Below are 25190 nucleotides of genomic sequence, written 5' to 3' on the forward strand. Positions count from 1 at the left end.
GCCCCCTCCCACATTTTGATCTCCATCGAGCTTGAGGGATCAGGTCGGCTTGGCTTCTGCCAACGCCTGCTGCGCCAGCTCCTTCTCCGCCTCCTTAAGATCTTCCTCGCTGATCATCTCGGCAATCGCCCGCAAACGCTCAACCACCCGCGCATTCACGGTGCCTTCAGGAAATTGCCCCTCTGCGTCCGGCTCACCGGCATCCTCGCCCACCAACAGGCTCAACGCCTCATCCGCCTGGCGTACCGCATAGATATGGAATTGCCCGTTGCGCACGGCCTGCAACACCTTCTCATCGAGCATCAGCGTGGCAACATTGGCCTGGGGGATGATCGCGCCCTGCTCACCGGTCAAGCCGCGGGCTTCGCAGAGCCGGAAGAAACCTTCGATTTTCTCGTTGACCCCGCCCACCGCCTGCACTTCACCAAACTGGTTGATCGATCCGGTGATGGCGAAGCACTGCTTGAGCGGCGTCTTCGACAAGGCCGAGATCAAGGTGCAGGCCTCGCCCAGGGAGGCACTGTCGCCGTCCACATAACCGTAGGATTGCTCCAGGGCGATGCTAGCGGAGATGGCCAACGGGAATTCCTGGGCATAGCGGCTGCCCAGGTATCCGGTGAGGATCATCACCCCCTTGGAGTGGATCGGCTGGCCGAGGTTAACTTCGCGCTCGATGTCGACAATCCCGCTGCCGCCCGGGTATACCGTGGCGGAAATCCGCGCCGGGACACCGAATGCCGAGTCGCCGACCTCCAACACCGTCAGCCCATTGCACTTGCCCACGGCGGCACCAGCCGTGTCGATGAGAATCACCCCGGCGAGCATGTCGTCGAGAATCCGCGCCGACACGCGACCGGTACGCGTGGCCTTGGCCTTGAGGGCGCGCTCGATATGCCCGGCATCGGTCATCTCGTCGCCGGCCAGGTGACGAATGAAATCCGCCTCGCTGACCAACTGGAACAAATCGCCAATCCGCGCCGACAACCGGCCCTGGTGTTCCGCCAGGCGTGCGCTGTAGGTCGCCAGGCGCGCCACCGCGTCCGAGGTCAGCGGCGCCATGCCTTCTTCCGAGGTGCGGGTTTTCAGCAACTGGGCGAACTGCTCCAGGCTTTCGTCGACCATCGGGATGTCTTCGTCGAAGTCCACCAGTACGCGGAACATCTCCTGGAAGTCCGGGTCGGCATCTTGCAACGCGTAGTACAACTGGCGCGAGCCGATGATGATCACCTTGACCTGCAGCGGGATCATTTGCGGGTTGAGGGTCACGGTGGCCAGGCGGCCCAGTTCGCCCAGGGGCGATTCCATCTTCAGCTTGCGCGATTGCAGGGAACGCTTGAGCGCATCCCACACGAACGGCTCGCTGAGCATTTTCTCGGCTTCAAGAATCAGGAAGCCGCCATTGGCGCGGTGCAAGGCGCCCGGGCGCAGCTGGCGATAGGTGGTGTAGAGCGCGCCTTGGTCGGTGCTGTATTCGATGCGGCCAAACAGGTTGTCGTAGGTAGGGTGCGGTTCAAACACCACTGGCGCGCCACCGTTGAGCGGATGGCCCACCACCAGGCTCGGGCAATACTGCTCTTCGAGCAGCTTGCGCGCCTGGGCATCGGTCTTGGCGTCATCCACCAATTGCTCGACCACGGTTTTGAGCAGGTACACCTGCATGGCTTGCAGGTAGCCGCAGACTCCGGCGTTTTCTGCGTATTTTTCCGACAGCGGCGCCAGCAAAGGCTGCAGGGCCAGTGTGATAGTTTCTTCGTTGAACTGGCGCAGTTGGTTGTTGGACTCACGCTTCCACTGCGGCAGGCTGGCCAGTTCTTCGTTGAGACGTTCTTCCAACTCGGAGATATCGGTGTGGAAGCGCTCGCGATCGGCCTCAGGCAGTTGCGAGAACTCGGCTTCGTCCAGCGCCTTGCCATCGAGCATCGGCGTGAAGGCGATGTTGGAGCTGTCGCGGTACAGCGCCACGTCCTTTTCCAGGGCCAGGCGTTCGATCACGTCCAGCGCCTTGTCATAGCGCTGGTTGAACGCCCGGTCGATGGCGCTTTTGCGCTGTTGATAAGTCGGGTGTTCAAACACTGCCGGGAAGGTCGCGACCAGGTTGTCGACCAAGCCGTTGATATCGGCGATAAACGCCGCAGCGCCGCCCCCCGGCAATTCCAGGGCGCGGGGTTCGCGCGGCTCATCGAAATTATTCACATAGACCCAATCTGCCGGGGTCTGCAGGCGCTTGCCTTCGGCTTTCAGGTAGCGTTTGACGAACGAAAAGCGGCCGGTGCCCGGCTCGCCCATGACAAACACGTTGTAACCGGGGCGTGGCATGGCCACGCCGAACTGCAAGGCTTCAACCGCACGTTCCTGGCCAAGCACACCGCGAAAGGGCTCCAAATCATTGGTGGTCGAGAAGCTGAACTGTTCAGCGGAGAAAGGGCGAGTCAGCGCTTCGGGCGCTAGACGCAAGCTGGCAGCAACAGGATCAGGCATCGGGCTTCCTTACATCAGGCGGGGCAGATGGGCGCATTCTGGCTCCCGGTTGAGCGCTCTGGCAAGGCGCGCTTTCGGGAAAGCATAGCCACCGCACGCGCCCTACAAAAAAATCGCCGGAGATTGAATGTTTATAAAAAAACACGGAACCCCGGGAACGTGCCTAAACTCCAAATTGCGCGGGTTGGACTAATAACTGGCCCCTAGGGCGTTGCGAAGCGCCTGAACCCTTGTCCATTGGTTTGCACACAAAGAGAACAAAGCTATGAAACGGATCCTTCTTGGTACTCTCTTCACCGTCGTCTCCCTCAATGCAATGGCAGAAGCACCAGGTGGCCCGAACTGCGGTTGGGGCAACATGTTGTTCGAAGGCCAGCGCGGCACTCCGGCCCACTTCCTGGCCTCCACCACCAACGGCACCTCGGGTAACGCCACATTCGGCATGACCTCGGGCACCAACGGTTGCAGCACCAACAGCGCCCTGACCTACGGCGGCAAGTCCTGGATTGCCATGAATGGCATGATGAACGAGCTGTCCGAAGACATGGCCAAAGGCAACGGCGAAGCACTGACCACCTACGCGGTGGTATTGGGTGTTGCCCCGGAAGATCGCGATCACTTCGCGGCCGTGACCCACGAGCACTTCCAGCAGATCTTCAGCAAGGCTGACGTGACCGCTGACGACGTGCACAACAACACCATCGCAGTACTGAAAAGTGATGCCCGTCTGGCGAAATACGCAACCCAGGCTTAAGCTCGACCCGCCCGCGTCTTTCGAGGCGCGGGTTTTATTTTTTCGACCTGCCCCCCTTGGGTCTTTTTTTCAGTCCGACTTAAGTAGCCCCAATGCTCAAACGCCTCGCTTGCCTGGCTCTCTTCGCCTGCGCCCCGCTGCATGCGGCCCCGCACCTCGACGATCAACGTTTGCAGCAACTGGCCAATGACCCGTTCTGGCTTTCGCTGGGGCATTACGAAGCCGGCAAGATCAGCGGCTGGCGCAGCTATGTCAGCGACAAGAAGTTCTTCCTCGCCGCCGATGGCGCCCACCATCCAGACGCGGAACTCAGGGCCACCGTCGATGCGCTGTACGCCCCGGCCAGCCTGGGCGAAAAGCACGCCCAATGCGTCTACCCTGCACGTACCCGCTGGCTCAAGGATCAGTTGCATCTCACCGACCTGCCCGCCCTGGACTGCAAAGAATTCACCCAATGGTTCAAGGACGTTGCGCCCCATAGCGCGGTGATGATCTTCCCGGCAGCCTACCTCAACAGCCCGTCGTCGATGTTCGGCCACACCCTGCTGCGTATCGACCAGGCCGACGTGCAAAGCAACAACACCGCGTTGCTCAGCTATGCGATTAACTTCGGCGCCTACATCGAAGGCTCCGACAACAGCATCCTCTACGCCTGGAAGGGCCTGATGGGCGGCTATCCTGGTCTGTTCGCCCTGGTGCCCTATCAGGAGAAACTCTCCGAATACCGTAGTCTCGAAAACCGCGACCTGTGGGAATACCGCCTGAACCTCACCGAAGTCGAGACCAAGCGCATGGTCGAGCACGTATGGGAACTCAAGCAGATCCAGTTCGACTACTTCTTCTTCGATGAAAACTGCTCCTACCGCCTGCTGTAGCTGCTGCAAGTGGCACGCCCCGGCCTGCGCTTGACCGAGCAATTCCCGCTTACTGCGATCCCTACCGACACGGTCAAGGCCGTCAAGGAAGCGGGCTTGGTGGAGAAGATCGACTATCGGCCCTCCCGTGAGCGCGAACTGCTGGAACGCGCCAAGCCGTTGGATGGCGATGAGCAACAGTGGGTATTGAAAATCAGCGATGACCAGAAGCAATTGCAGGAGCCGGCCTTCAAGACCTTGCCCCGCGATCGCCAGGCCCTGATAGTCGACGCCGCCTACCGCCTGGGCCGCTATCGCGCCAACGGTCTGGAGCGCGACAGTGCACGCTCCCAGCGCAGCTTCGAGCTGCTGCGAGCGATCAACCAGAACCCTGCGCCCGACCTCAAGATCACGCCCCCAGGCTTGCCCGAGAACGGCCACCAATCGCGCACCTGGCAAGCCGGCGTCGGCACCCGAGGCGACAAAGCCTTCGGCGAATACGGCCTGCGCATGGCCTATCACGACCTCAACGACAACGCCGAAGGCTTCCCCCTGGGTGCCCAGATCGAAATCCTGCAAATGAAACTGCGCCAGTACGAAGGTAACCACTGGCAGCTGCAGCAACTGGACCTGGCCACCATCCGCTCCCTGACCCCGCGCAATGCGCTGCTGCAACCCTGGTCCTGGCAAGTCACCGGTGGCCTGGAGCGGGTACCGGGCAAGCACGACGATGAAACCCTGGTCGCCCACGTCAACGGCGGCGCCGGCGGCACCTGGCAACTGAGCGACGACATGCTCGGCTTCGCCCTCGGCACCGTACGCGTAGAGCACAACAACGACTTCAGCGAAGCCATCTCCCCCGCCGCCGGTTTCAACACCGGCGTGCTATGGAAGAACCCGCTGGGCAACCTGAGCCTGGAAGCCAAGGGCGATTTCTTCACCAACGGCGAAGTGCGGCGCAGCATCAGCCTCAACCAGCAGTGGGAACTGTCGCGCAACCTGGGCCTGCGCCTGAGTGCGCAGCGCGAATACAGCCACTTGTCCACGCCGGTAAATGAAGTGATGCTCGAAGTGAAGTGGTACCACTACTGACTCAAGCCTGATGAAACTCAAAATGTGGGAGGGGGCTTGCTCCCGATAGCAGAGTGTCAGTCTCAGTATTTTTGACTGACCCACCGCAATCGGGAGCAAGCCCCCTCCCACATTTTGTTAGCATTGCTCACATAATCAGGAGCCCACTTACTATGGCCGTTCACTGCACTACCCTCGAAGAAGTCCGCAATAACATCGACCTTCTTGACCAGCAAATCGTCACTCTGATCGCCGAACGCGGCCACTACGTTTCCCAAGCCGCACGCTTCAAAAAAAACACCGATGGCGTCAAGGCGCCACAACGGGTTGAACAGGTGATCGCCAAGGTGCGGGGGTTATCTCAGGTGGTCGGCGCCAACCCTGAGGTCACTGAGCAGGTGTATCGCGCGATGATTACGGCGTTTATTCGACAAGAATTAGCTGAATATGCTGTGCTGGACAAAGCTGACAAACCATGAGCCTGATCCCTCCATCACTGACGAGATTTACGAATACGCCGATCAGCTAAAAAAGACAGTGGGTTACTACGAATAAAGCCTGCAGCGGGAAACGGGAGTTATGGATAAAACTGTGGGAGGGGGCTGCCCCGATAGCGGTGGGTCAGGAACAAATAGACTGACTGACACCCTGCCATCGGGGGCAAGCCCCCTCCCACACTTGGTTTTGTACTTGGCCAAAAGTCCTGCACATCCCTCTGACACCACTTTCACATACAGCTGACAAAACCCCTTCTAGACTCTCCTTAACAGCCGTGAACCGGCCAGGGAGTACGCCATGTGGCGGTATGCGCTAATGCTGTGTGCAGTGGTATGGCTGGCGGGTTGCCAAACAACCCATCAGGATTTGTTGGCCAAGGGTTATCCACCCGCCTTTGCCGATGGCTTTGACGACGGTTGCAGCAGCGGTCGCCAGGCTGCGGGGGTGATCACGGGGGAGTTTCGCAAGAACGTGCCGCGCTATCTGAAAGAAAAGCACTACGCCGAAGGCTGGGAGGATGGTTTCCGTCAGTGCAAGGCTATGCGCGAGAGCGAAGAGCTGCGCGACTACCAGGACAACCGCAACAACGACCGCGAGCACGAGTGGCAGCAAGAAAAAGACCGCGATGCGGCCAAGGCCTATCGCTCGCAATAGGTCGTTTGCAGACATCCATCGAAACTAAAGCACGGCGAATATGGCCCAAACGCCATAGAGGGAGAACGCCATGAGCCGAGCTTTTGTAAATGAAGACAATGCTGCCGCCCAGGCCGATCAGCCGGTGGAGCGTCAGGTCAGCGAACAGCCCAACCGCCTGACCGCGCAAGGGTTGGCGCAGTTGCAAGCCAAGGTTGCGCAATTGCAGCTTGAGTACAGCGCCGAGTCCGCCAAGGGCGACAAGGCCGATAAACAGCGGCAAGCCGATCTTGAGCGGGATCTACGCTACTTCAACCAGCGAGTGCAAAGCGCCCAGGTTGTGCCGCCTGCCACGTCCACCGACAAGGTGCAAATCGGCAGTTGGGTCACGTTCGCCAACGAGCAGGACCAGCAGCAGCGCATCCAGTTGGTCGGTGAAGACCAGGCCGACGCCAGCGCCGGGCTGATCAACTGGGGGTCGCCCCTGGGCCGCGCCTTGTTGGGTGCCCAGGTAGGTGACGAGGTGCTGTGGAAACGCCCCGTCGGCGATCAGTTGATCGAAGTGCTGAGCATCGAACCCGAGGTCTAGACGATGCCCTGGGCCAGCATCGCGTCAGAGACTTTCACAAAGCCGGCAATGTTCGCGCCCTTGACGTAGTTGACCCTGCCGTTTTCCTCGCCGTAATGCACGCAGGCATGGTGGATCGACTGCATGATGTTGTGCAGCTTGCTGTCCACTTCCCCCGCGGTCCACAACAGGCGCATGGCGTTCTGCGACATTTCCAGGCCGCTCACCGCCACGCCGCCGGCGTTGGATGCCTTGCCCGGTGCGAACAGAATGCCCGCATCGATAAAGATATCCACAGCCTCAAGGGTGGTCGGCATGTTGGCGCCTTCGGCCACGCAGAGGCAGCCGTTGTGCAGCAGGGTGCGGGCGGCGTCGCCGTCGAGTTCGTTCTGGGTGGCGCATGGCAGGGCAATATCGCAGGCCAGTTCCCAAGGCGTCTTGCCTTTACGGAACTCCAGGCCGAAGCGTTCGGCCAATTCACTGATGCGCCCGCGTTGCACGTTTTTCAGCTCCAGCAGGGCTGACCATTGCGCCTCGGTCAAACCACTCTCGGCGTACAAGGTGCCTTCGGAGTCCGACAGGGAAATCACCTTGCCGCCCAGGTCCATCACCTTGCGCGCCGCGTATTGCGCCACGTTACCGGAACCGGACACCGCCACGCGCTTGCCTTCAACGCGCTGGCCTTGGCGCTTGAGCATTTCCTCGGCGAAATAGACGCAGCCGAAACCGGTAGCTTCCGGGCGGATCAGGCTGCCGCCATAGGTCATGCCTTTGCCGGTCAGCACTGAGGTGAATTGGTTGCTCAGGCGCTTGTACTGACCAAACAGGAAGCCGATTTCCCGTGCGCCCACGCCGATATCACCGGCCGGTACGTCCACGTCCGCACCAATGTGGCGGTACAACTCGCTCATGAACGCCTGGCAGAAGCGCATCACTTCGGCGTCACTCTTGCCCTTGGGGTCGAAGTCCGAGCCGCCTTTGCCGCCGCCCATGGGCAACGAGGTCAGGGAGTTCTTGAAGGTCTGCTCGAAGGCGAGGAATTTCAGCACACCCAGGTTCACTGACGGGTGGAAGCGCAGGCCGCCTTTGTAGGGCCCGATGGCGCTGTTCATCTGGATACGAAAGCCGCGATTGACCTGGACCTTGCCATGATCATCCACCCACGACACCCGGAAGGTAATCGCGCGTTCCGGTTCGCAAATGCGCTCCAGGATGCCCGAGGTCAGGTAATGGGGGTTGGCTTCAAGAAAAGGCCACAGGCTGCGCAGGACTTCTTCTACGGCCTGGTGGAATTCCGGTTGGTCCGGGTCGCGTTTCTTGAGGCGGGCCAGGAAGGATTCGACGGATTCGATCATGAAAAGTCTCGGCAAATTGATTGTTGTTAAACAGAGATTGAGCCGGACTTTATCAATTCGTTTCGCACCGTGACAGGGCAAAATGTCGCCTTTGTGAAATTAAATGGTGCATTGGATATAACTGTATCCAGTTTTACAGGGTTTTATGCACTTAAAAGAGGATTTCAAATCAAGGGAGTGCACCAGCAGGTAAACCGCTATCGGGGGCAAGCCCCCTCCCACATTCGACCGTATTAAACACACAAAAAACGGAGCCCGAAGGCTCCGTTTTTTCAAACCAACCTGAATCAGGCCAGTTTCTTGTGACGCACACGGTGCGGCTGGGCAGCGGCTTCGCCCAGGCGCTTTTTACGGTCTGCTTCGTACTCGGTGTAGTTACCTTCGAAGAACACCGCTTGGGAGTCATCTTCGTACGCCAGGATGTGGGTCGCGACGCGGTCAAGGAACCACCGGTCGTGAGAGATCACAATGGCGGCGCCGGGGAAGTCCAGCAGGGCTTCTTCCAGGGAACGCAGGGTTTCCACGTCGAGGTCGTTGGACGGTTCGTCGAGCAGCAATACGTTGCCGCCCTCTTTCAGGGTCAGGGCCAGGTGCAAGCGACCACGCTCACCACCGGACAAGTCCTTGACGAACTTCTGCTGGTCGCCGCCCTTGAAGTTGAAACGGCCGACGTAGGTACGCGACGGGATTTCATAGTTACCGATGCGGATCTGGTCGGAGCCGTCGGAGATCTGCTGGAACACCGTCTTGCTGCCGTCGAGGTCTTCGCGGCTCTGGTCCACGCATGCCAGCTGCACGGTGTCGCCGATCTCGATGCTGCCGGAGTCCGGGGTTTCCTTGCCCATCAGCATACGGAACAGCGTGGATTTACCCGCGCCGTTACCACCAATGACGCCGACGATCGCGCCTTTTGGCATGGAGAACGACAGGTTGTCGATCAGCACGCGGTCGCCATAGCCCTTGCAGACGTTCTTGAACTCGATGACCTTGTCACCCAGGCGCGGGCCGGCCGGGATGTAGATTTCGTTGGTTTCGCTGCGCTTCTGGAATTCCTGCGACTGCATTTCTTCAAAGCGTTGCAGACGTGCCTTGGATTTGGACTGGCGGGCCTTGGCGCCTTTGCGCACCCACTCCAGCTCTTCCTTCATGGCTTTTTCGTGGGCCGATTGCTGCTTGGATTCGGCAGCCAGGCGGTCGGACTTGGCTTCCAGCCAACCGGAGTAGTTGCCCTCGTAAGGGATACCGGCGCCGCGGTCGAGCTCGAGGATCCAGCCGGCAACGTTGTCCAGGAAGTAGCGGTCGTGCGTGATCGCAACCACGGTGCCCGGGAAATCGTGCAGGAAGTGCTCCAGCCACGCGACGGAATCGGCGTCCAGGTGGTTGGTCGGTTCGTCGAGCAGCAGCATGTCGGGGGCCGACAGCAGCAGGCGGCACAGGGCCACGCGACGCTTCTCACCACCGGACAGGTGCTCGACCTTGGCGTCCCACGCCGGCAGGCGCAGCGCATCGGCGGCGACTTCCAGCTGGCGCTCCAGGTTGTGACCGTCGCCGGCCTGCAGGATCGCTTCGAGCTTGGCCTGTTCGGCGGCGAGTTTGTCGAAGTCGGCATCCGGTTCGGCGTAGGCGGCGTAGACCTCGTCCAGACGTGCCTGGGCGTCCTTGATCACGCTGACGGCCTCTTCGACCACTTCGCGCACGGTCTTGGTCGGATCCAGGATCGGCTCTTGCGGCAGGTAGCCGATGTTCAGGTCCGGCATCGGGCGGGCTTCGCCTTCGAACTCGGTGTCGACGCCGGCCATGATTTTCAGCAGCGTGGACTTACCCGAACCGTTGAGGCCGAGCACGCCGATCTTGGCGCCTGGGAAGAAGGACAATGAAATGTTTTTCAGGATTTCCCGCTTCGGCGGAACAACTTTTCCCAGCCGATGCATGGTGAAGACGTATTGAGCCATGGTGAACCTAGCGTCAGTGACTGATGAATTAAGCGGGCGAAGCCCGTGCCAGGCCATGCGCCGCGCGGGCCGTTGACGGTGATCAATGCCTGCGTGGGGAAAAGCCTGAGTGTCTGGGGCTGGAACGCCCCCGCGTAACCGGCAAAGCTACCTGAATGCGCTGGGGCAGTCCAGCCAGGCGGGACTGGCACTTTGCCACAACTCAAGGCATGCTAGCCGCCCTCCGGGCGTCCGGCTTATAGTGCACGTCGCGCGCCAGTCCAGCCAAACCGCAGGATCACAGCTTGTCCAAAGTCACGCCGCCAACTCCCTTGCGCGCCGCTCATATTGCGCCGGGAGCGCCCCTGCACGGCACCTTGAAGGGCGCATTGGCGACGCTTGTCCTGTTGCTGCTCGCGTTATTGTTCTGGCAACTGCTCGACCAATTGCAGCAAAACCAGAAAAACCAGCAGCAATACACTATCGATTATAGTGCCGACCTGGCCGAGCAAATCAGCCAGAGCATGGCCCTGAGCGCGCAGATCGCCCTGAACCTGCTGCCCATCGTCGAACCACCGCGCAATGCCGAACAGCAGCAGGCCTTGATGCGCACCTTGCAGCGTTCGTTACCAGAACTACGCAGCTTCGCCCTGCTGGCGCCCAGCGGCGCGCTGATCAGTGACACCGACGACGACAGCCGCGACAGCGCCTGGCTTGAAGAGCTGGTCAAGCGCAGCCACTCCCAGTCCTATTACCTGAGCAACGACAATGACGGCACCGTCATCTATCTGTTGCTGCACCAGCCCAGCGGTGGCTCCAAGGTGTACTGGGCATTACGCCTGGCACCCAGCTACCTGGCCGGCCTCACACGCCAGGATGCCCAGGCCCAGCGCCCGATGTGGGCGATCGAGAACCGTCTGAACCGCCGCGTGGTCAGCCGGGACAGCGGCATGCCGGCGCAGTGGGCCGGCGCTCTGACCCCGGAGGAGTTGAACAAAAGCGTGCTGGTCACGCCCTTGAGCAAAAGCGACTGGCAACTGCGCGGGCTGTTCGACCGCAGCGCAGTGCTTGAACAACTGCTGCCGGCGTTTATCGGCAAATGCCTGCTGGGGCTGGCGTTCTCGCTGATACCGGTGATCGTGCTGCTGAACATGCGTCGCCGCCAGCGCCAGGTGAACGAGGGCCGACGGCGCTACCAGGACATTTTCGAAGGCACGGGCGTGGCCTTGTGCGTGCTTGACCTGTCGGGGCTCAAGACATTCTTCGACAAAACCAAAGTGCACAGCCGCGAGCAACTGCATGCCTGGTTGCAGGCCAACCCCAGCGAGCGCCAGCAACTGCTCAAGGAACTGCGGGTCACCGAGGTCAACCAGGTGGCGGTGCGCCTGTTGAACGTAAACTCATGCGAACAAGCCTGGGAACGCCTGATCGATGATTGCCCACGTAACGCCACCGCCATCGGTTACCCGGTGCTGGAAGCGGTACTGGCCCAGCAGAAACAGCTGGAGCTGGAAATCCAGCTCAACGATGTAGCCGGCAACGAGCAATACCTGTGGCTGGTGATGCGCCTGCCGGAGCAACAGGATGACTTCAAGGCGGTGATCCTCAGCATCAGCGACATCACCAGCCGCAAGCTGATCGAGCTGTCACTGGTGGAACGCGAGAGCTTCTGGTCGGACGTGGTGCGCACCGTGCCTGACCACCTGTATGTGCAGGACGTGATCAGCCAGCGCATGATTTTCAGCAACCATCACCTGGGCCACACCCTGGGCTACAACAAGGCCGAACTGCAGCAAATGGGCGAGTACTTCTGGGAAATCCTGCTGCATCCCGAAGACGCCGAGCATTACCACGACTTGCGCCAACAGCAGCGCCGGGTCGGCTATACAACGCAACTGCATTGCCAGCTGCGTTTTCGCCACCGCAATAACCAATGGCGCCGCTTCGATATCCGCGAACAAGCCCTGGCCCGGGACACGTCCGCGGTGGTCACGCGGATCATCGGCGTGGCCAAAGACATTACCGACCAGATCGAGGCCAGCGAATCCCTGCGCGACAGTGAACAGCGCTACCGCATGCTGGCCGAAAGCATCAGCGACGTAATCTGCTCCACCGACAGCCAACTGGCCCTCAACTACGTCAGCCCATCGGTCAACGCCGTGCTCGGCTATGACGTGGACTGGGTGTTCAAGAATGGCTGGCAGTCAATCATCGCCAACCCGCAACAGCTGACCGGCATCTATAGCCTGATGGAACAGGTCAGCCGCGCCCTGGGCAACCCCGAAGCCTTGAACACGCTGCGCGATGACGTCCAGACCCAACTGTTTCTGTTCGACTGCTTGCGCGCCGACGGGCGCAAAGTGCCGATCGAACTGCGCCTGGTACTGGTATGGGATGAACATGGTGCGTTTGAAGGCATTCTCGGCGTGGGCCGCGATATCAGCCAGCAACGCCGCGCCGAAAAAGACCTGCGCATGGCGGCCACGGTATTCGAGCATTCCACCTCGGCCATCCTGATCACCGACCCGGCGGGCTATATCGTGCAGGCCAACGAGGCGTTCAGCCGGGTCAGCGGCTATGCCGTGAGCGATGTGCTCGACCAACTGCCGAACATGCTCACGGTCGACGAGCAGCAGGAAGCCCATCTGCGCTATGTACTCAAACAATTGCACCAGCACAGCACCTGGGAAGGCGAAGTGTGGCTCAAGCGCCGCAATGGCGAGCATTACCCGGCCTGGGTCGGCATTACGGCGGTGTTTGACGATGAGGGCGACCTGGCCAGCTACGTCTGCTTCTTCAGCGACATCAGCGAGCGCAAGGCCAGCGAACAGCGTATCCATCGCCTGGCCTACTACGACGCCCTGACCCACCTGCCCAACCGCACACTGTTCCAGGACCGCCTGCACACTGCGTTGCAGTCGGCGGAGCGGCAGAAGTCGTGGGTGGTACTGATGTTCCTTGACCTCGACCGCTTCAAGCCGATCAACGACTCACTGGGACACGCCGCCGGCGATCGCATGCTCAAGGAAATGGCCACGCGCCTGCTCGGTTGCGTGGCCGAGGACGACACCGTGGCGCGCATGGGCGGTGATGAGTTCACCCTGCTCTTGCAGCCGCGGGTCAGCCGCGAGATGGCGTTGAACCGGGCGATTCATGTGGCCGAGCAGATTCTCGCCAGCCTGGTGAAGCCGTTTGTACTGGAAGGCCGCGAGTTCTTCGTCACCGCCAGTATCGGCATCGCCCTCAGCCCGCAAGACGGCAACGAGCTGAGCCAATTGATGAAAAACGCCGATACCGCGATGTATCACGCCAAGGAGCGCGGCAAGAACAACTTCCAGTTCTACCAGGCCGACATGAACGCCAGCGCCCTGGAACGCCTGGAACTGGAAAGCGACCTGCGCCACGCCCTGGACCAAAATGAATTCGTGCTCTATTACCAGCCGCAGTTCAGCGGCGACGGCAAACGCCTGACCGGCGCCGAAGCCCTGCTGCGCTGGCGCCATCCGCGTCGCGGCTTGGTGCCGCCGGGTGACTTCATTCCTGTGCTGGAGGAATTGGGCCTGGTGGTGGACGTGGGCGACTGGGTGATCAGCGAAGCCTGTCGCCAGCTCAAGAGCTGGCATCAGAACAAAGTGCGGGTGCCGAAAGTCTCGGTGAACATCTCGGCGCGGCAGTTCTCCGATGGCCAATTGGGCACGCGCATCGCCACCATCCTCAGGGATACCGGCTTGCCGCCGGCGTGCCTGGAGCTGGAACTGACCGAAAGCATCCTGATGCGCGAAGTCAACGAAGCCATGCAGATCCTCGCCAGCCTGAAGAACCTGGGCCTGAGCATCGCGGTGGATGACTTCGGCACCGGCTACTCATCACTCAACTACCTCAAGCAGTTTCCCATCGGCGTGCTGAAGATCGACCGTACATTCGTCGATGGCCTGCCCTCGGGTGAGCAGGACGCGCAGATTGCCCGGGCGATCATTGCCATGGCCCACAGCCTGAACCTGGCGGTGATTGCCGAAGGCGTGGAAACCCATGAGCAGTTGGATTTCCTGCGCGAGCATGGCTGTGATGAGGTGCAGGGTTACCTGTTCGGGCGGCCGATGCCGGCGAATCGGTTCGAGGCGCAGTTCAGCAATGATGCGCTGTTCATGTTCGACTGAGCTGCTGTTGTGAGGCTAATGGCCCCATCGTGAGCAAGCCCCCTCCCACATTTGAAGGTATTCACAGTTCAAAATGTGGGAGGGGGCTTGCTCACGATGAGGCCAGCACAGTCACCACTCATCTCCAGATGAGCCCCACTTGTCCGCGACATGATGTCCTTTCATATGCCATCCAAAACCCATTGGGTTAGAATGCCCTCCTTTTCTGCCCCCGATCCTTGAGGACCGCCATGTTCAGCCGTGATTTGACTATTGCCAAGTACGACGCCGATCTCTTCGCCGCCATGGAGCAAGAAGCCGTGCGCCAGGAAGAGCACATTGAGCTGATCGCTTCGGAAAACTACACCAGCCCTGCGGTGATGGAGGCTCAAGGTTCGGTTCTGACCAACAAGTACGCCGAAGGCTACCCAGGCAAGCGCTACTACGGTGGCTGCGAGTACGTCGACGTAGTTGAGCAGTTGGCTATCGACCGTGCCAAGCAACTGTTCGGCGCCGATTACGCCAACGTCCAGCCACACGCCGGTTCCCAAGCCAACAGCGCGGTATACCTGGCCCTGCTGCAAGGCGGCGACACCATTCTGGGCATGAGCCTGGCCCATGGCGGCCACCTCACCCACGGCGCCAGCGTTTCCTCCTCCGGCAAGCTGTACAACGCCGTCCAGTACGGTATCAATGCCGACGGCCTGATCGACTACGACGAAGTCGAGCGCCTGGCGGTTGAGCACAAGCCGAAAATGATCGTGGCCGGTTTCTCTGCCTACTCGCAGATTCTGGATTTCCCACGCTTCCGCGAAATCGCTGACAAAGTCGGCGCCTACCTGTTCGTCGACATGGCCCACGTGGCCGGCCTGGTCGCCGCTGGTGTCTACCCGAACCCGGTGCCTTACGCTGACGTGGTGACCACCACCACCCACAAGACCCTGCGCGGCCCACGTGGCGGCCTGATCCTGGCCCGCGCCAACGCCGAGATCGAGAAGAAGCTCAACTCCGCAGTATTCCCGGGCGCCCAGGGTGGTCCGCTGGAGCACGTGATCGCGGCTAAAGCGATCTGCTTCAAGGAAGCCCTGCAGCCTGAGTTCAAGACCTATCAACAGCAAGTGGTGAAGAACGCACAGGCCATGGCCAGCGTATTTATCGAGCGCGGTTTTGACGTAGTGTCCGGCGGTACTGAAAACCACCTGTTCCTGCTGTCGCTGATCAAGCAGGACATTTCCGGTAAAGATGCTGACGCTGCCCTGGGCAAAGCCTTCATCACCGTGAACAAGAACTCGGTACCGAACGACCCACGTTCGCCGTTCGTCACCTCCGGCCTGCGCTTCGGCACTCCGGCAGTGACCACTCGTGGTTTCAAGGAAGCCGAGTGCAAGGAACTGGCCGGCTGGATCTGCGACATCCTGGCAGACCTGAACAACGAAGCCGTGATCGACGCGGTACGTGAGAAGGTCAAGGCCATCTGCAAGAAGCTGCCGGTATACGGCGCTTGATTGCAATTGCTTGAATGAAAAGCCCGGCTCTTGAGCCGGGCTTTTTTATGCCGATTCCGATTTGCAATGCATTCAACTGTGGGAGGGGGCTTGCTCCCGATAGCAGTGTGTCAGTCACTTATATGTTTACTGACCCACCGCAATCGGGAGCAAGCCCCCTCCCACAGTTGATCGTATTTCAAGTCAGGATTGGTAGACGCGCTGGAAGCCTTCTCGGATCTTGTCCTCCGGCAGCTCATCGGCAATAAACACAATCACACTCTCCCGCGCCTCGCCGTCGGCCCATTCGGTGTCCCAATCGAACCCGTAGAGTTTCAGCACGCCCTGGAACACCATGCGCCGATCTTCCCCGGCAATATTCAGCACGCCCTTGTAGCGCAGTAGTTGCTTGCCGTGGTCTTCCAGCAACTCGTTCATGAACTCGCTGAGACGATCGATATCCAGCGGCTGCTCGGTGCGCAGCACCAGGCTGGAAATACGGTCGACCGATGGCGCCGCGCTGACCGGGCGCAGGCTCATGCCGGCATTGAGGTTGAAGCCGCGCACATCCAGCAACTCGGCCAAGTCAATCTGGCCGTGATCGACCACACGAATTGGCGCACGACGGTTGATGCGGGTCAGGCGCTGGCTCAGGGCGTCGAATGTGGCGTCGTCCACCAGGTCGCGCTTGCTCACCAGCAGGCGGTCGGCAAAGCCGATCTGGGCCTGGGCGATGGTTTGGGTCAGGTGATGCTCGGCGTGGGCCGCGTCCACCAGGGTAATGATGCCATCGAGGATATAGCGCTCGCGCAGTTCTTCGTCGATGAAAAAGGTCTGGGCGACAGGGGCTGGATCCGCCAGGCCCGTACACTCGATCACCAACCGGTCGAAAGCGATTTCGCCACTGTCCAGGCGCTCGAGCAGCAGGTACAGGGCCTTGGTCAGGTCGGTGTGGATGGTGCAGCACACGCAGCCGTTGGACAGGGTCATGACTTGTACCGGCTCTGCGCCCAACAGCTGGGTGTCGATGCCGGCGTCGCTGAACTCGTTTTCGATCACGGCGATTTTCAAGCCGTGCTCGGCCTTGAGCAGGTGGCGCAGCAAGGTGGTCTTGCCGGCACCGAGGAAGCCGCTGAGGATGGTGACAGGGATGGGAGAGGACAAAATTACCTCCTGATAACTGAATAAACACAAAACAAATGTGGGAGGGGGCTTGCCCCCGATATCGGTGTGTCAGGCACTTATAGGTCACTGACACAAAGCTATCGGGGGCAAGCCCCCTCCCACAGTAGATCCACCGCCAGCCCGAATTAACGGGTCAGCAGCACTTGGGCCCACCCTTGCCGCCGTAACGGGCCTCCTGGCGTTCCCGGAAGAACGCCTTGTAGTCCATCACCGGCTTGTCCGGGTGCTTGGTTTGCATATGCTCGACGTAGGTGTCGTAGTCGGGCATGCCGACCATCAGGCGCGCGGCCTGACCGAGGTATTTACCGAGGCGACTGATGTCATTGAACATGTTTGCAATCCTCGTTTACGCGTCCGGTACAGCCTGGAACGGGGCTTCTTTATCCGTACGCTCTTTGTTGCCCCAGGCGGCGACGCCAACCTTGAGCGCATAGAACAGGATGCTGAACACCACGAACAGGAACAGCGCCGTCAGCGTTGCGTTGGTATAGGCGTTCCAGATCACGTGCTGCATCTGGTCGATGTTCTTGGCCGGGGCCAGGATCTGGCCATTAGCCAAGGCATCGCTGTATTTCTTCGCAAGCGACAGGAAGCCGATGGCCGGGTTGGCGTCGAACAGCTTGATGAAGCCTGCGGTGGTGGTGCAGATCAGCAGCCAGACCGCCGGCAGCATGGTTACCCAGATGTAGCGCTGGCGCTTCATTTTGATCAGCACAACGGTGGCCAGCATCAGCGCGATACCCGCCAGCATCTGGTTGGAGATACCGAACAGCGGCCACAAGGTGTTGATGCCGCCCAACGGGTCGATCACGCCTTGGTACAGCAGGTATCCCCACATCGCCACGCAGCCTGCGGTAGCAATCAGGTTGGCAGTCCACGACTCCGTGCGTTTCAGCGCGGGCACGAACGAACCCAGCAGGTCCTGCAGCATGAAGCGACCGGCACGGGTACCGGCATCGACTGCCGTGAGGATGAACAGCGCTTCGAACAGGATCGCAAAGTGGTACCAGAACGCCATGGTGTTTTCACCCGGCAGCACACTGTGCAGGATCTGCGCGATACCGACCGCCAGTGTCGGTGCACCACCGGCACGCGCCAGGATCGTGGTTTCACCGATATCGTGGGCGACGGCTGACAGCGCCTCAGGGGTAATTGCAAAGCCCCAACTGCTGACGGTTTGTGCCACGGTGACCACGTCGGTGCCGACGATTGCAGCCGGGCTGTTCATGGCGAAGTACACGCCTGGCTCGATCACCGAAGCGGCAACCATCGCCATGATGGCTACGAACGATTCCATCAGCATGCCACCGTAGCCGATGTAACGGGCGTGGCTTTCACTGGCCAGCAACTTGGGCGTGGTGCCCGAGGAGATCAGCGCATGGAAGCCCGAGACCGCGCCACAGGCAATGGTAATGAACAGGAACGGGAACAGGCCGCCCTTCCACACCGGACCGGTGCCGTCTATGAACTGGGTCAGTGCTGGCATTTTCAGGTCGGGCATGGTGACCAGGATGCCAATCGCCAGGGCGATGATGGTGCCGATTTTCAGGAAGGTCGACAGGTAGTCACGGGGCGCCAGGATCAGCCAGACCGGCAGCACGGCGGCAACGAAGCCGTAGCCGATCAACATCCAGGTGATCTGGATGCCGGTGAAGGTAAAGGCCTTGGCCCAGACCGGGTCGGCGGCAATCTGCCCGCCCAGCCAGATCGAACCGAGCAGCAACAGCACACCGATGATCGAGATTTCACCGATGCGGCCCGGGCGGATGTAGCGCATGTAGATGCCCATGAACATCGCGATCGGGATGGTCGCCATCACCGTGAAGATGCCCCATGGGCTCTCGGCCAGGGCCTTGACCACGATCAGCGCCAGCACCGCGAGGATGATGATCATGATCAGGAAGCAGCCGAACAGCGCGATAGTCCCGGGAATGCGCCCCATCTCTTCGCGGACCATGTCGCCCAGGGAGCGACCGTTGCGGCGGGTGGACAGGAACAGGATCATGAAGTCCTGCACCGCACCGGCCAGTACCACCCCGGCAATCAGCCACAGGGTGCCGGGCAGGTAGCCCATTTGCGCCGCCAGTACCGGGCCGACCAAGGGGCCCGCGCCGGCAATCGCCGCAAAGTGGTGACCGAACAGGATGTGTTTGTTGGTCGGCACATAGTCCAGACCATCATTGTTGACCACTGCGGGGGTGGCCCGCCGTGGATCGAGTTGCATCACGTTATTGGCGATGAACAGACTGTAGTAACGGTACGCAACCAGGTAAATGGCCACGGCAGCGACCACGATCCACAAGGCGTTGATCGCCTCGCCGCGGCGCAAGGCCACTACGCCCAGGGCGCACGCTCCTACGATTGCCAGCACCAGCCAGGGTAAGTGGCGTAGCAGGCTATTATTATTTTTCATTTTTATATTCCAGCCAGGGTGGACAGAAAGGACAGCCATCCGGAGTTTAGCGCTACTGGCATCAAAGACCAGCCCCCTACGTTGGTCTAGAGCCTTGCCATGGCCAAAAAAAGCGGAAATAAACGCTGGAGGGTGGCGCAGGGCTACACTGCTCCTATCCAAAGAGGGCCTCACCATGATCGAGCAAGCGCCTGACCGCCGCAATTTTCGCCGGATAGCTTTTGACGCCAAGACCGAACTTCGGCAAAACGGATGGGAATTGCCGGTTAAGTTGGTAGATCTCTCGTTAAAGGGCCTGCTGATAGAGCGCCCCGAGGGCTGGAAGGGAAATAAAGCGCTGCCGTTCGACGTCGACATACGTCTGGATCCGAAGGCACATATCAAGATGCAGGTACGGTTGACCCATGAAGATCCCGGGCAACTGGGCTTCGTGTGCCAATACATCGATCTGGATTCGATCAGTCATTTACGGCGGCTGGTTGAGTTGAATCTGGGGGATGAAGATGAGCTACACAGAGAGCTGGCGGCATTGCTGGAAATCTAGAAGCCAACAGAGCTCTGAATTTGGGAGGGGGCAAGCCCCCTCCCACATTGGTTTTGCGGTGTCGCTGGCTACTCGAACAGTGCATCCAACGCCTGCTCCAGGCGTGTCACCCCAATCACCTGCAAGCCCTGTGGCATTTCCTTCGGCGCATTACCCTTGGGCACAATCGCACGCTTGAAGCCATGCTTGGCTGCCTCCTTCAATCTCTCCTGCCCGCTGGGCACCGGGCGCACTTCACCCGACAAGCCCACTTCACCGAACACCAGCAGGTCGTGAGGCAACGGCCGATTGCGCAGGCTGGACATCACCGCCGCCATCAGCGCCAGGTCGGAGGCGGTCTCCAGCACCTTGACCCCGCCGACCACGTTGAGGAACACGTCCTGGTCGTGGGTCGGGATACCGCCGTGGCGGTGCAATACCGCCAGCAACATCGCCAAACGGTTCTGGTCCAGGCCGAGCGTGACCCTTCGCGGGTTGGCCAGATGGCTGTCATCCACCAGCGCCTGGACTTCCACCAGCATTGGCCGGGTGCCCTCCCACGTGGCCATCACCACACTGCCCGGGACTTCTTCTTGGGCGCGGGTCAGAAAAATCGCCGATGGATTGGAGACCTCTTTCAGCCCTCGGTCGGTCATGGCGAACACACCCAGCTCGTTCACCGCGCCAAAACGGTTCTTCACCGCCCGCAGCAAGCGCAGGCGACCATCGGATTCACCTTCGAAATACAGCACGGTGTCGACCATGTGCTCTAACACCCTTGGCCCGGCCAACGCGCCTTCCTTGGTCACATGCCCCACCAGGAAGATCGCCGTGCCACTCTGCTTGGCATAGCGCACCAGCAGTGCCGCACTTTCCCGCACCTGGGACACGCCACCCGGTGCCGATTGTAATTGCTCGGTAAAAATCGTCTGGATCGAGTCGATCACCATGACCTTGGGCTTTTCGATCCGCGCCGTGGCAATGATGCTTTCGATGCAGGTTTCGGTCATGACCCGCAGCTGGTCCTGGGGCAAGCCCAGGCGCCGGGCGCGCATGGCCACTTGTTGCTGGGACTCTTCGCCCGTGACATACAGCGCCGGCATGCGGCTGGCGATGCTGCACAGGGTCTGCAAGAGGATGGTCGACTTGCCGATGCCTGGGTCACCACCAATCAGCACCACCGAACCGTCCACCAGGCCACCGCCGAGTACGCGATCCAGCTCACCGGAGGCGGTGGAGAAACGCGGGATCTCTTCGACACTGACCTCGGCCAGGGTCTTGATCTGCGCCTGTTGGCCGGTCCAGCCGGCGCGGCCAGTAGGCGCTGCTGCCCCGCCGCTCTCGATCATGGTTTCAGTCAGGGTGTTCCACGCACCACACTCGGAGCACTGGCCTGCCCATTTGGGAAAGGTCGCGCCGCACTCTGTGCAGCCGTACATGCGCTTGGCCTTTGCCATGTGAGAACCTCCAACCGAAAAACCGCGATGATAGCTCAGCGCGACGCCGGGGTCCGGATTTCACCGTTAGCCAAACGTGAAGCGCTGTTGCCGATGGGGTCTTCGGCGTTCAAGTCGGCGCCTTTGGCTTGCAGCTCGCCCAGCAGTTCAATGCGCTTGAATAGCCCGGCGTACATGGCGGCAGTCTGCCCCGCACCGTTGCGTTGATCGGGGTTGCAGTCGGTTGCCAGCAGACGCTGGGCAATTTTCAGCTCGCCTTTGAAGATGGCGCCCATCAACGCCGTGTTGCCGCGCTTGTCTTGCACACAGGCGTCGGCCCCCGCGTCGAGCAAACGTTCTACATACGGGCCTTGGCCGTGATAAGCGGCGAGGATCAGCGCGGTGTAGCCTTTATCGTCCTGGGTGTTGAGGCCGTAGCCAGACTCGATGAAGGTGTTGAGCATGTCGAGGTCACCACGGCGGGCAGCATCGAAATAGTAATCCTGTAACTGCGCCTTGAGCGCCATCGGGTCGGTGGATTCGGCATGGGCGACAAAGGCCAGCATGGCCATCAGCAAACCGATAGAGATACGCATAGGGTTTTCTCCTGCAAAGGGTCAGCGCCCCATCAGGGCGCCGACCACAACCAACGGATCAGTCGGTCAGTTTTTCAGCCAGCGCCTTCACGCGAGCCAGGTCACCCTTGGCGACCTTGGCCACGCCGGTGCCGTATTCCGGATCAGCCTTGTAGAGGAACGACAGGATGATGTGCTTGCTCTCGTCATCGGTGGTGGCCAACGAGCCGCCGAAGTTGTCGATCAAGTCCTGACGCTCTTTCTTGGAGTAGGACCGGTAAAGGTCACCGGCCTGCTTGAAGTTCTGCTCACGCTGGATCTTCGCCTGCTGGGTGTTGCCCGACAGCGCAGACTGGCTGTAGCGCGCGGTCTGCGGCTCGTCCCGTGGCAACAGACGACTTGGCTGGTAGTTCACGCCGGTGGTGGTCTTGCCGAAGTTCATCGCGCCGTCCTGGTTGCCGTTGTTGACGGCCACCCGTGGGGCGTTGATCGGCAATTGCAGGGCGTTCGCCCCCAGGCGGTACATCTGCGTATCGGCATAGGAAAATACCCGGCCTTGCAGCAGGCGATCTTCCGACGGCTCGATGCCGGGTACCAGGTTGGCCGGGGCCATGGCGACTTGCTCGGTTTCCTGGAAGACGTTGGCCGGGTTGCGGTTCAGCACCATTTGCCCGACTTTACGCTGCGGTACATCCGGCCAGATCTTGGTGGCGTCCAGTGGGTCGAAATCAAACTTGGCCAAGTCCTCGGGCTTGAGGACTTGTACATATAAGTCCCACTTGGGGAAATCGCCCTTGTTGATATGAGTGACCAAGTCATTGGTCATATGGCTGTAGTCACGACCCTGAACCTCGGTGACTTGCTTGGGATCAAGGTTCTTGATGCCTTGCAGGCTCTTCCAGTGGAACTTGACGTAGTGCACTTCGCCCTTGGCGTTAATCAACTTGTAGGCATGTACGCCGTTACCGTCCATTTCACGGTAACTGGCTGGCGTGCCCGAGTCCGAATACAACTCGGTCAGTGTACGAGTGGACTCTGGAACATGGGAGAAGAAGTCGAAACGACGCGAGTCATCATCCAGGTTAGTGCGAGGGTCCGGCTTGAAGGCGTGGACCATGTCCGGGAACTTGATGGCGTCACGGATGAAGAAGGTCGGGAAGTTATTGCCCACCAAGTCCCAATTACCGTCGGCGGTATAGAACTTGGTGGCGAAGCCTCGTGGGTCGCGTAGGGTTTCCGGGGAATGGTTACCGTGGACCACCGCCGAAAAGCGCACGAACACCGGCGTGGTTTCCCCGGCGGCGAATACCTTGGCCTTGGTCAGGTCGCTGAGGTCGTCAGTCACGGTAAACGTGCCATGGGCGCCGGTACCACGGGCATGAACCACGCGCTCAGGAATGCGCTCGCGGTCGAAGCGTTGCAGTTTCTGTATCAGTTGTACGTCCTGCAACAACACTGGGCCGTTAGCGCCGGCGGTTTGCGAGTTCTGGTTGTCACCGACGGCGGCGCCGTTATCGCGGGTCAGGTTGGCGGCTTGCACAGAAAGGGAAAGCAGGCTGGCGGTCACCAGTGCCAGCGCGTGGCGCGCGGACACGGGCCTGCGGCTGAGTGAAGTATTCATCGAGATTTCCTCTGGTTTTTTCAGTGCACATTCGTTGTGCTTGCCAGAGGCTAGTGACCCGCGAGTCAGAAGATAAATAGAAAAACACCACAGGCCCGATTAAGAAAATAATCTGGTAACTCGCTGAAATGACGGGTAATTCGCGCGCGACTGGTGGCACTTTGCAAACTATTTGCGATTTAATGTGTCGATTAAAATCGACAGTGTTAACAGTTGTGTCGAGCAAGCCTTGACCGACTGAATTACACTGACCTCCACCCTTTTCAACTGTAACAAGGAATAACCTATGGGCGTGATCAGTGAATTCAAGGCCTTCGCGGTCAAAGGTAATGTGGTCGACATGGCCGTCGGTATCATCATCGGCGCCGCTTTCGGCAAAATTGTTTCCTCGTTTGTAGGCGACGTGATCATGCCGCCTATCGGCCTTCTGATCGGGGGGGTGGACTTTGGCGATCTGGCAGTAACGCTCAAGGCCGCTCAAGGCGATGTACCGGCTGTGGTCCTGGCCTATGGCAAATTCATCCAGAGCATCATCGACTTTGTGATCGTCGCGTTTGCGATCTTCATGGGTGTAAAGGCCATCAACCGCCTGAAGCGAGAAGAGGCCGTAGCCCCGAGCTTGCCACCGACGCCGAGCAAGGAAGAAGTGCTGCTGGGCGAGATTCGCGACCTGCTCAAGGCACAGAATGACAAGCCACTGTAACCAGCGGCTGCAGAAAGAAGGCGCCTCGTAGGGCGCCTTTTTTCCTACCAGTAGTTTTCTACTGCAACCTGGCCCGGACGTCGACTCAGGCTCAATTGCATGTCCCGTTGCTTGAGCAACTGACGGGTGTCATCGACCATCTGCGGGTTGCCGCAAATCAGTACGCGCGAGTGCTCCGCCGTCAGCTCGACGCCAGCCGCACGCTCCAACTCACCGTTTTCTATCAAGGCCGTGATGCGCCCGTTCAACGCACCCGGGTGCTGTTCACGGGTGACGATGGGGATGTAGACGAACTTATGGGCGTATTCGGCAAGATACTCACGTGTCCCCAGCTCCTTGATCAGCGACTGGTACGCTAATTCCTTGGCCTCCCGGGCGCTGTACACGAGGATGATGCGCTCGAATTTCTCCCAGGCCTCGAAGTCCTGCAGGATCGACAGGAACGGTGCCACGCCGGTACCGGTACCCAGCAGCCACAGGTCACGCCCATCCACGAAGCGATTCAGGGTCAGGAAGCCCGTGGCTTGGCGTTCCACCAGCAAGGTATCGCCTACCTGCAGGCGGCTCAATTCACTGGTGAACTCGCCGCCTGGGACGACAATGGAAAAGAAATCGAGGTACTCGTCGAACGGCGACGACACCACGGAATAGGCGCGCCATACCGTGCTGCCATCTGCCTTGGTTACGCCCAGGCGCACGAACTGGCCCGCAGTAAAACGAAAACCGGGGTCGCGGGTGGTGCGCAGGGTGAAGAGGCTGGGGGTCAGCGATTGCACGTCGAGCAAGGTCTGGCGGGTAAATTTCTCAGCACTGGCCGTCATGGGGGGCTCCGTTTTGCACAGGCGCCTAGTGTCCCTCAAAGCAGGCCGCGCAAACACCGTTGATTTGTACTGGCATTGCCAGGACGCCAAACCCTGGACAGTCTGCCGCGTAACGAAATTCGCTGAGGGAGCTACGGGGGCCACCTGAACG

General features: G+C 60.1%; 18 protein-coding genes and 1 pseudogene. 9 read left to right on the forward strand and 10 right to left on the reverse strand.

The features are described 5' to 3' along the window. Window positions 1–39 precede the first annotated feature (39 nt). The gene (locus tag BLU48_RS24130; protein WP_046069590.1) at window positions 40–2478 is read right to left on the reverse strand and encodes a Lon protease family protein; all 2439 of its coding nucleotides are present in this window, start codon (window positions 2476–2478) and stop codon (window positions 40–42) included. A 265-nt stretch (window positions 2479–2743) separates the two neighbouring features. On the opposite strand from BLU48_RS24130, the gene BLU48_RS24135 reads away from it, so the two are divergent. The 5 genes and pseudogenes from BLU48_RS24135 to BLU48_RS24155 all read left to right on the forward strand — a co-directional run bounded on the left by BLU48_RS24135 (window position 2744) and on the right by BLU48_RS24155 (window position 6877). Next, complete coding sequence (locus BLU48_RS24135; RefSeq protein ID WP_003194274.1) at window positions 2744–3232, forward strand: DUF3015 domain-containing protein; 489 nt, start codon at window positions 2744–2746, stop codon at window positions 3230–3232. A 92-nt stretch (window positions 3233–3324) separates the two neighbouring features. Continuing rightward, window positions 3325–5178 (forward strand): annotated as a pseudogene (locus tag BLU48_RS24140) (Lnb N-terminal periplasmic domain-containing protein). A 152-nt stretch (window positions 5179–5330) separates the two neighbouring features. Next, window positions 5331–5636 (forward strand): chorismate mutase, encoded by a 306-nt coding sequence (locus BLU48_RS24145; RefSeq protein WP_057024518.1) that lies wholly within the window; start codon window positions 5331–5333, stop codon window positions 5634–5636. Between the two features lie 316 nt (window positions 5637–5952). After that, complete coding sequence (locus tag BLU48_RS24150; protein ID WP_005791596.1) at window positions 5953–6309, forward strand: hypothetical protein; 357 nt, start codon at window positions 5953–5955, stop codon at window positions 6307–6309. A 70-nt stretch (window positions 6310–6379) separates the two neighbouring features. Beyond that, the gene (locus BLU48_RS24155; protein ID WP_057024517.1) at window positions 6380–6877 is read left to right on the forward strand and encodes a GreA/GreB family elongation factor; all 498 of its coding nucleotides are present in this window, start codon (window positions 6380–6382) and stop codon (window positions 6875–6877) included. Here the strand turns inward: BLU48_RS24155 and gdhA are convergent. Then, window positions 6874–8211 (reverse strand): NADP-specific glutamate dehydrogenase, encoded by a 1338-nt coding sequence (gene gdhA / locus BLU48_RS24160; protein ID WP_057024516.1) that lies wholly within the window; start codon window positions 8209–8211, stop codon window positions 6874–6876. The genes BLU48_RS24155 and gdhA overlap by 4 nt on opposite strands. A gap of 287 nt (window positions 8212–8498) precedes the next feature. Next, window positions 8499–10163, reverse strand: coding sequence for an energy-dependent translational throttle protein EttA (ettA, locus tag BLU48_RS24165; protein WP_046069594.1), 1665 nt, complete (start codon window positions 10161–10163; stop codon window positions 8499–8501). A gap of 284 nt (window positions 10164–10447) precedes the next feature. Between ettA and BLU48_RS24170 the strand changes: the two genes are divergently transcribed. Next, window positions 10448–14299 carry a sensor domain-containing protein gene (locus tag BLU48_RS24170; RefSeq protein ID WP_057024515.1) on the forward strand — a complete coding sequence of 1284 codons (3852 nt, stop codon included), beginning with the start codon at window positions 10448–10450 and terminating at the stop codon, window positions 14297–14299. 230 nt (window positions 14300–14529) lie between these two features. Next, entirely contained in the window at window positions 14530–15783 is a 1254-nt protein-coding gene (gene glyA / locus BLU48_RS24175) for a serine hydroxymethyltransferase (RefSeq protein ID WP_057024514.1), read from the forward strand. A gap of 183 nt (window positions 15784–15966) precedes the next feature. Here glyA and yjiA read toward each other — a convergent pair whose 3' ends face one another. The 3 genes from yjiA to BLU48_RS24190 all read right to left on the reverse strand — a co-directional run bounded on the left by yjiA (window position 15967) and on the right by BLU48_RS24190 (window position 19360). After that, window positions 15967–16926, reverse strand: a complete 960-nt coding sequence (yjiA, locus tag BLU48_RS24180; RefSeq protein WP_057024513.1) for a GTPase — start codon at window positions 16924–16926, stop codon at window positions 15967–15969. Between the two features lie 154 nt (window positions 16927–17080). Beyond that, entirely contained in the window at window positions 17081–17278 is a 198-nt protein-coding gene (locus BLU48_RS24185; protein ID WP_003194308.1) for a YbdD/YjiX family protein, read from the reverse strand. A 15-nt stretch (window positions 17279–17293) separates the two neighbouring features. Further along, window positions 17294–19360: a carbon starvation CstA family protein gene (locus BLU48_RS24190; RefSeq protein WP_057024512.1), complete on the reverse strand. Its 2067-nt coding sequence runs from the start codon at window positions 19358–19360 to the stop codon at window positions 17294–17296. 175 nt (window positions 19361–19535) lie between these two features. On the opposite strand from BLU48_RS24190, the gene BLU48_RS24195 reads away from it, so the two are divergent. Further along, window positions 19536–19904, forward strand: a complete 369-nt coding sequence (locus BLU48_RS24195; protein WP_046069597.1) for a PilZ domain-containing protein — start codon at window positions 19536–19538, stop codon at window positions 19902–19904. A gap of 68 nt (window positions 19905–19972) precedes the next feature. Here BLU48_RS24195 and radA read toward each other — a convergent pair whose 3' ends face one another. The 3 genes from radA to katB are packed head-to-tail and all read right to left on the reverse strand — an operon-like array spanning window position 19973 to window position 23515. Continuing rightward, entirely contained in the window at window positions 19973–21340 is a 1368-nt protein-coding gene (radA, locus tag BLU48_RS24200; RefSeq protein ID WP_046069598.1) for a DNA repair protein RadA, read from the reverse strand. A gap of 35 nt (window positions 21341–21375) precedes the next feature. Further along, on the reverse strand, window positions 21376–21915 hold the full coding sequence (locus tag BLU48_RS24205) for an ankyrin repeat domain-containing protein (RefSeq protein WP_057024511.1): 540 nt from the start codon (window positions 21913–21915) through the stop codon (window positions 21376–21378). Window positions 21916–21973: 58 nt separating this feature from the next. Next, the gene (gene katB, locus BLU48_RS24210; protein ID WP_057024510.1) at window positions 21974–23515 is read right to left on the reverse strand and encodes a catalase KatB; all 1542 of its coding nucleotides are present in this window, start codon (window positions 23513–23515) and stop codon (window positions 21974–21976) included. 286 nt (window positions 23516–23801) lie between these two features. Here katB and mscL point away from each other — a divergent pair, with 286 nt between their 5' ends. Further along, window positions 23802–24218, forward strand: coding sequence for a large-conductance mechanosensitive channel protein MscL (gene mscL, locus BLU48_RS24215; protein WP_043048461.1), 417 nt, complete (start codon window positions 23802–23804; stop codon window positions 24216–24218). Between the two features lie 44 nt (window positions 24219–24262). On the opposite strand, the gene BLU48_RS24220 is transcribed toward mscL, so the two are convergent. Then, window positions 24263–25039 (reverse strand): ferredoxin--NADP reductase, encoded by a 777-nt coding sequence (locus tag BLU48_RS24220; protein WP_057024509.1) that lies wholly within the window; start codon window positions 25037–25039, stop codon window positions 24263–24265. Between the last annotated feature and the right edge of the window lie 151 nt (window positions 25040–25190).

It is taken from the genome of Pseudomonas synxantha, from assembly GCF_900105675.1.
GTDB lineage: Bacteria > Pseudomonadota > Gammaproteobacteria > Pseudomonadales > Pseudomonadaceae > Aquipseudomonas > Aquipseudomonas synxantha.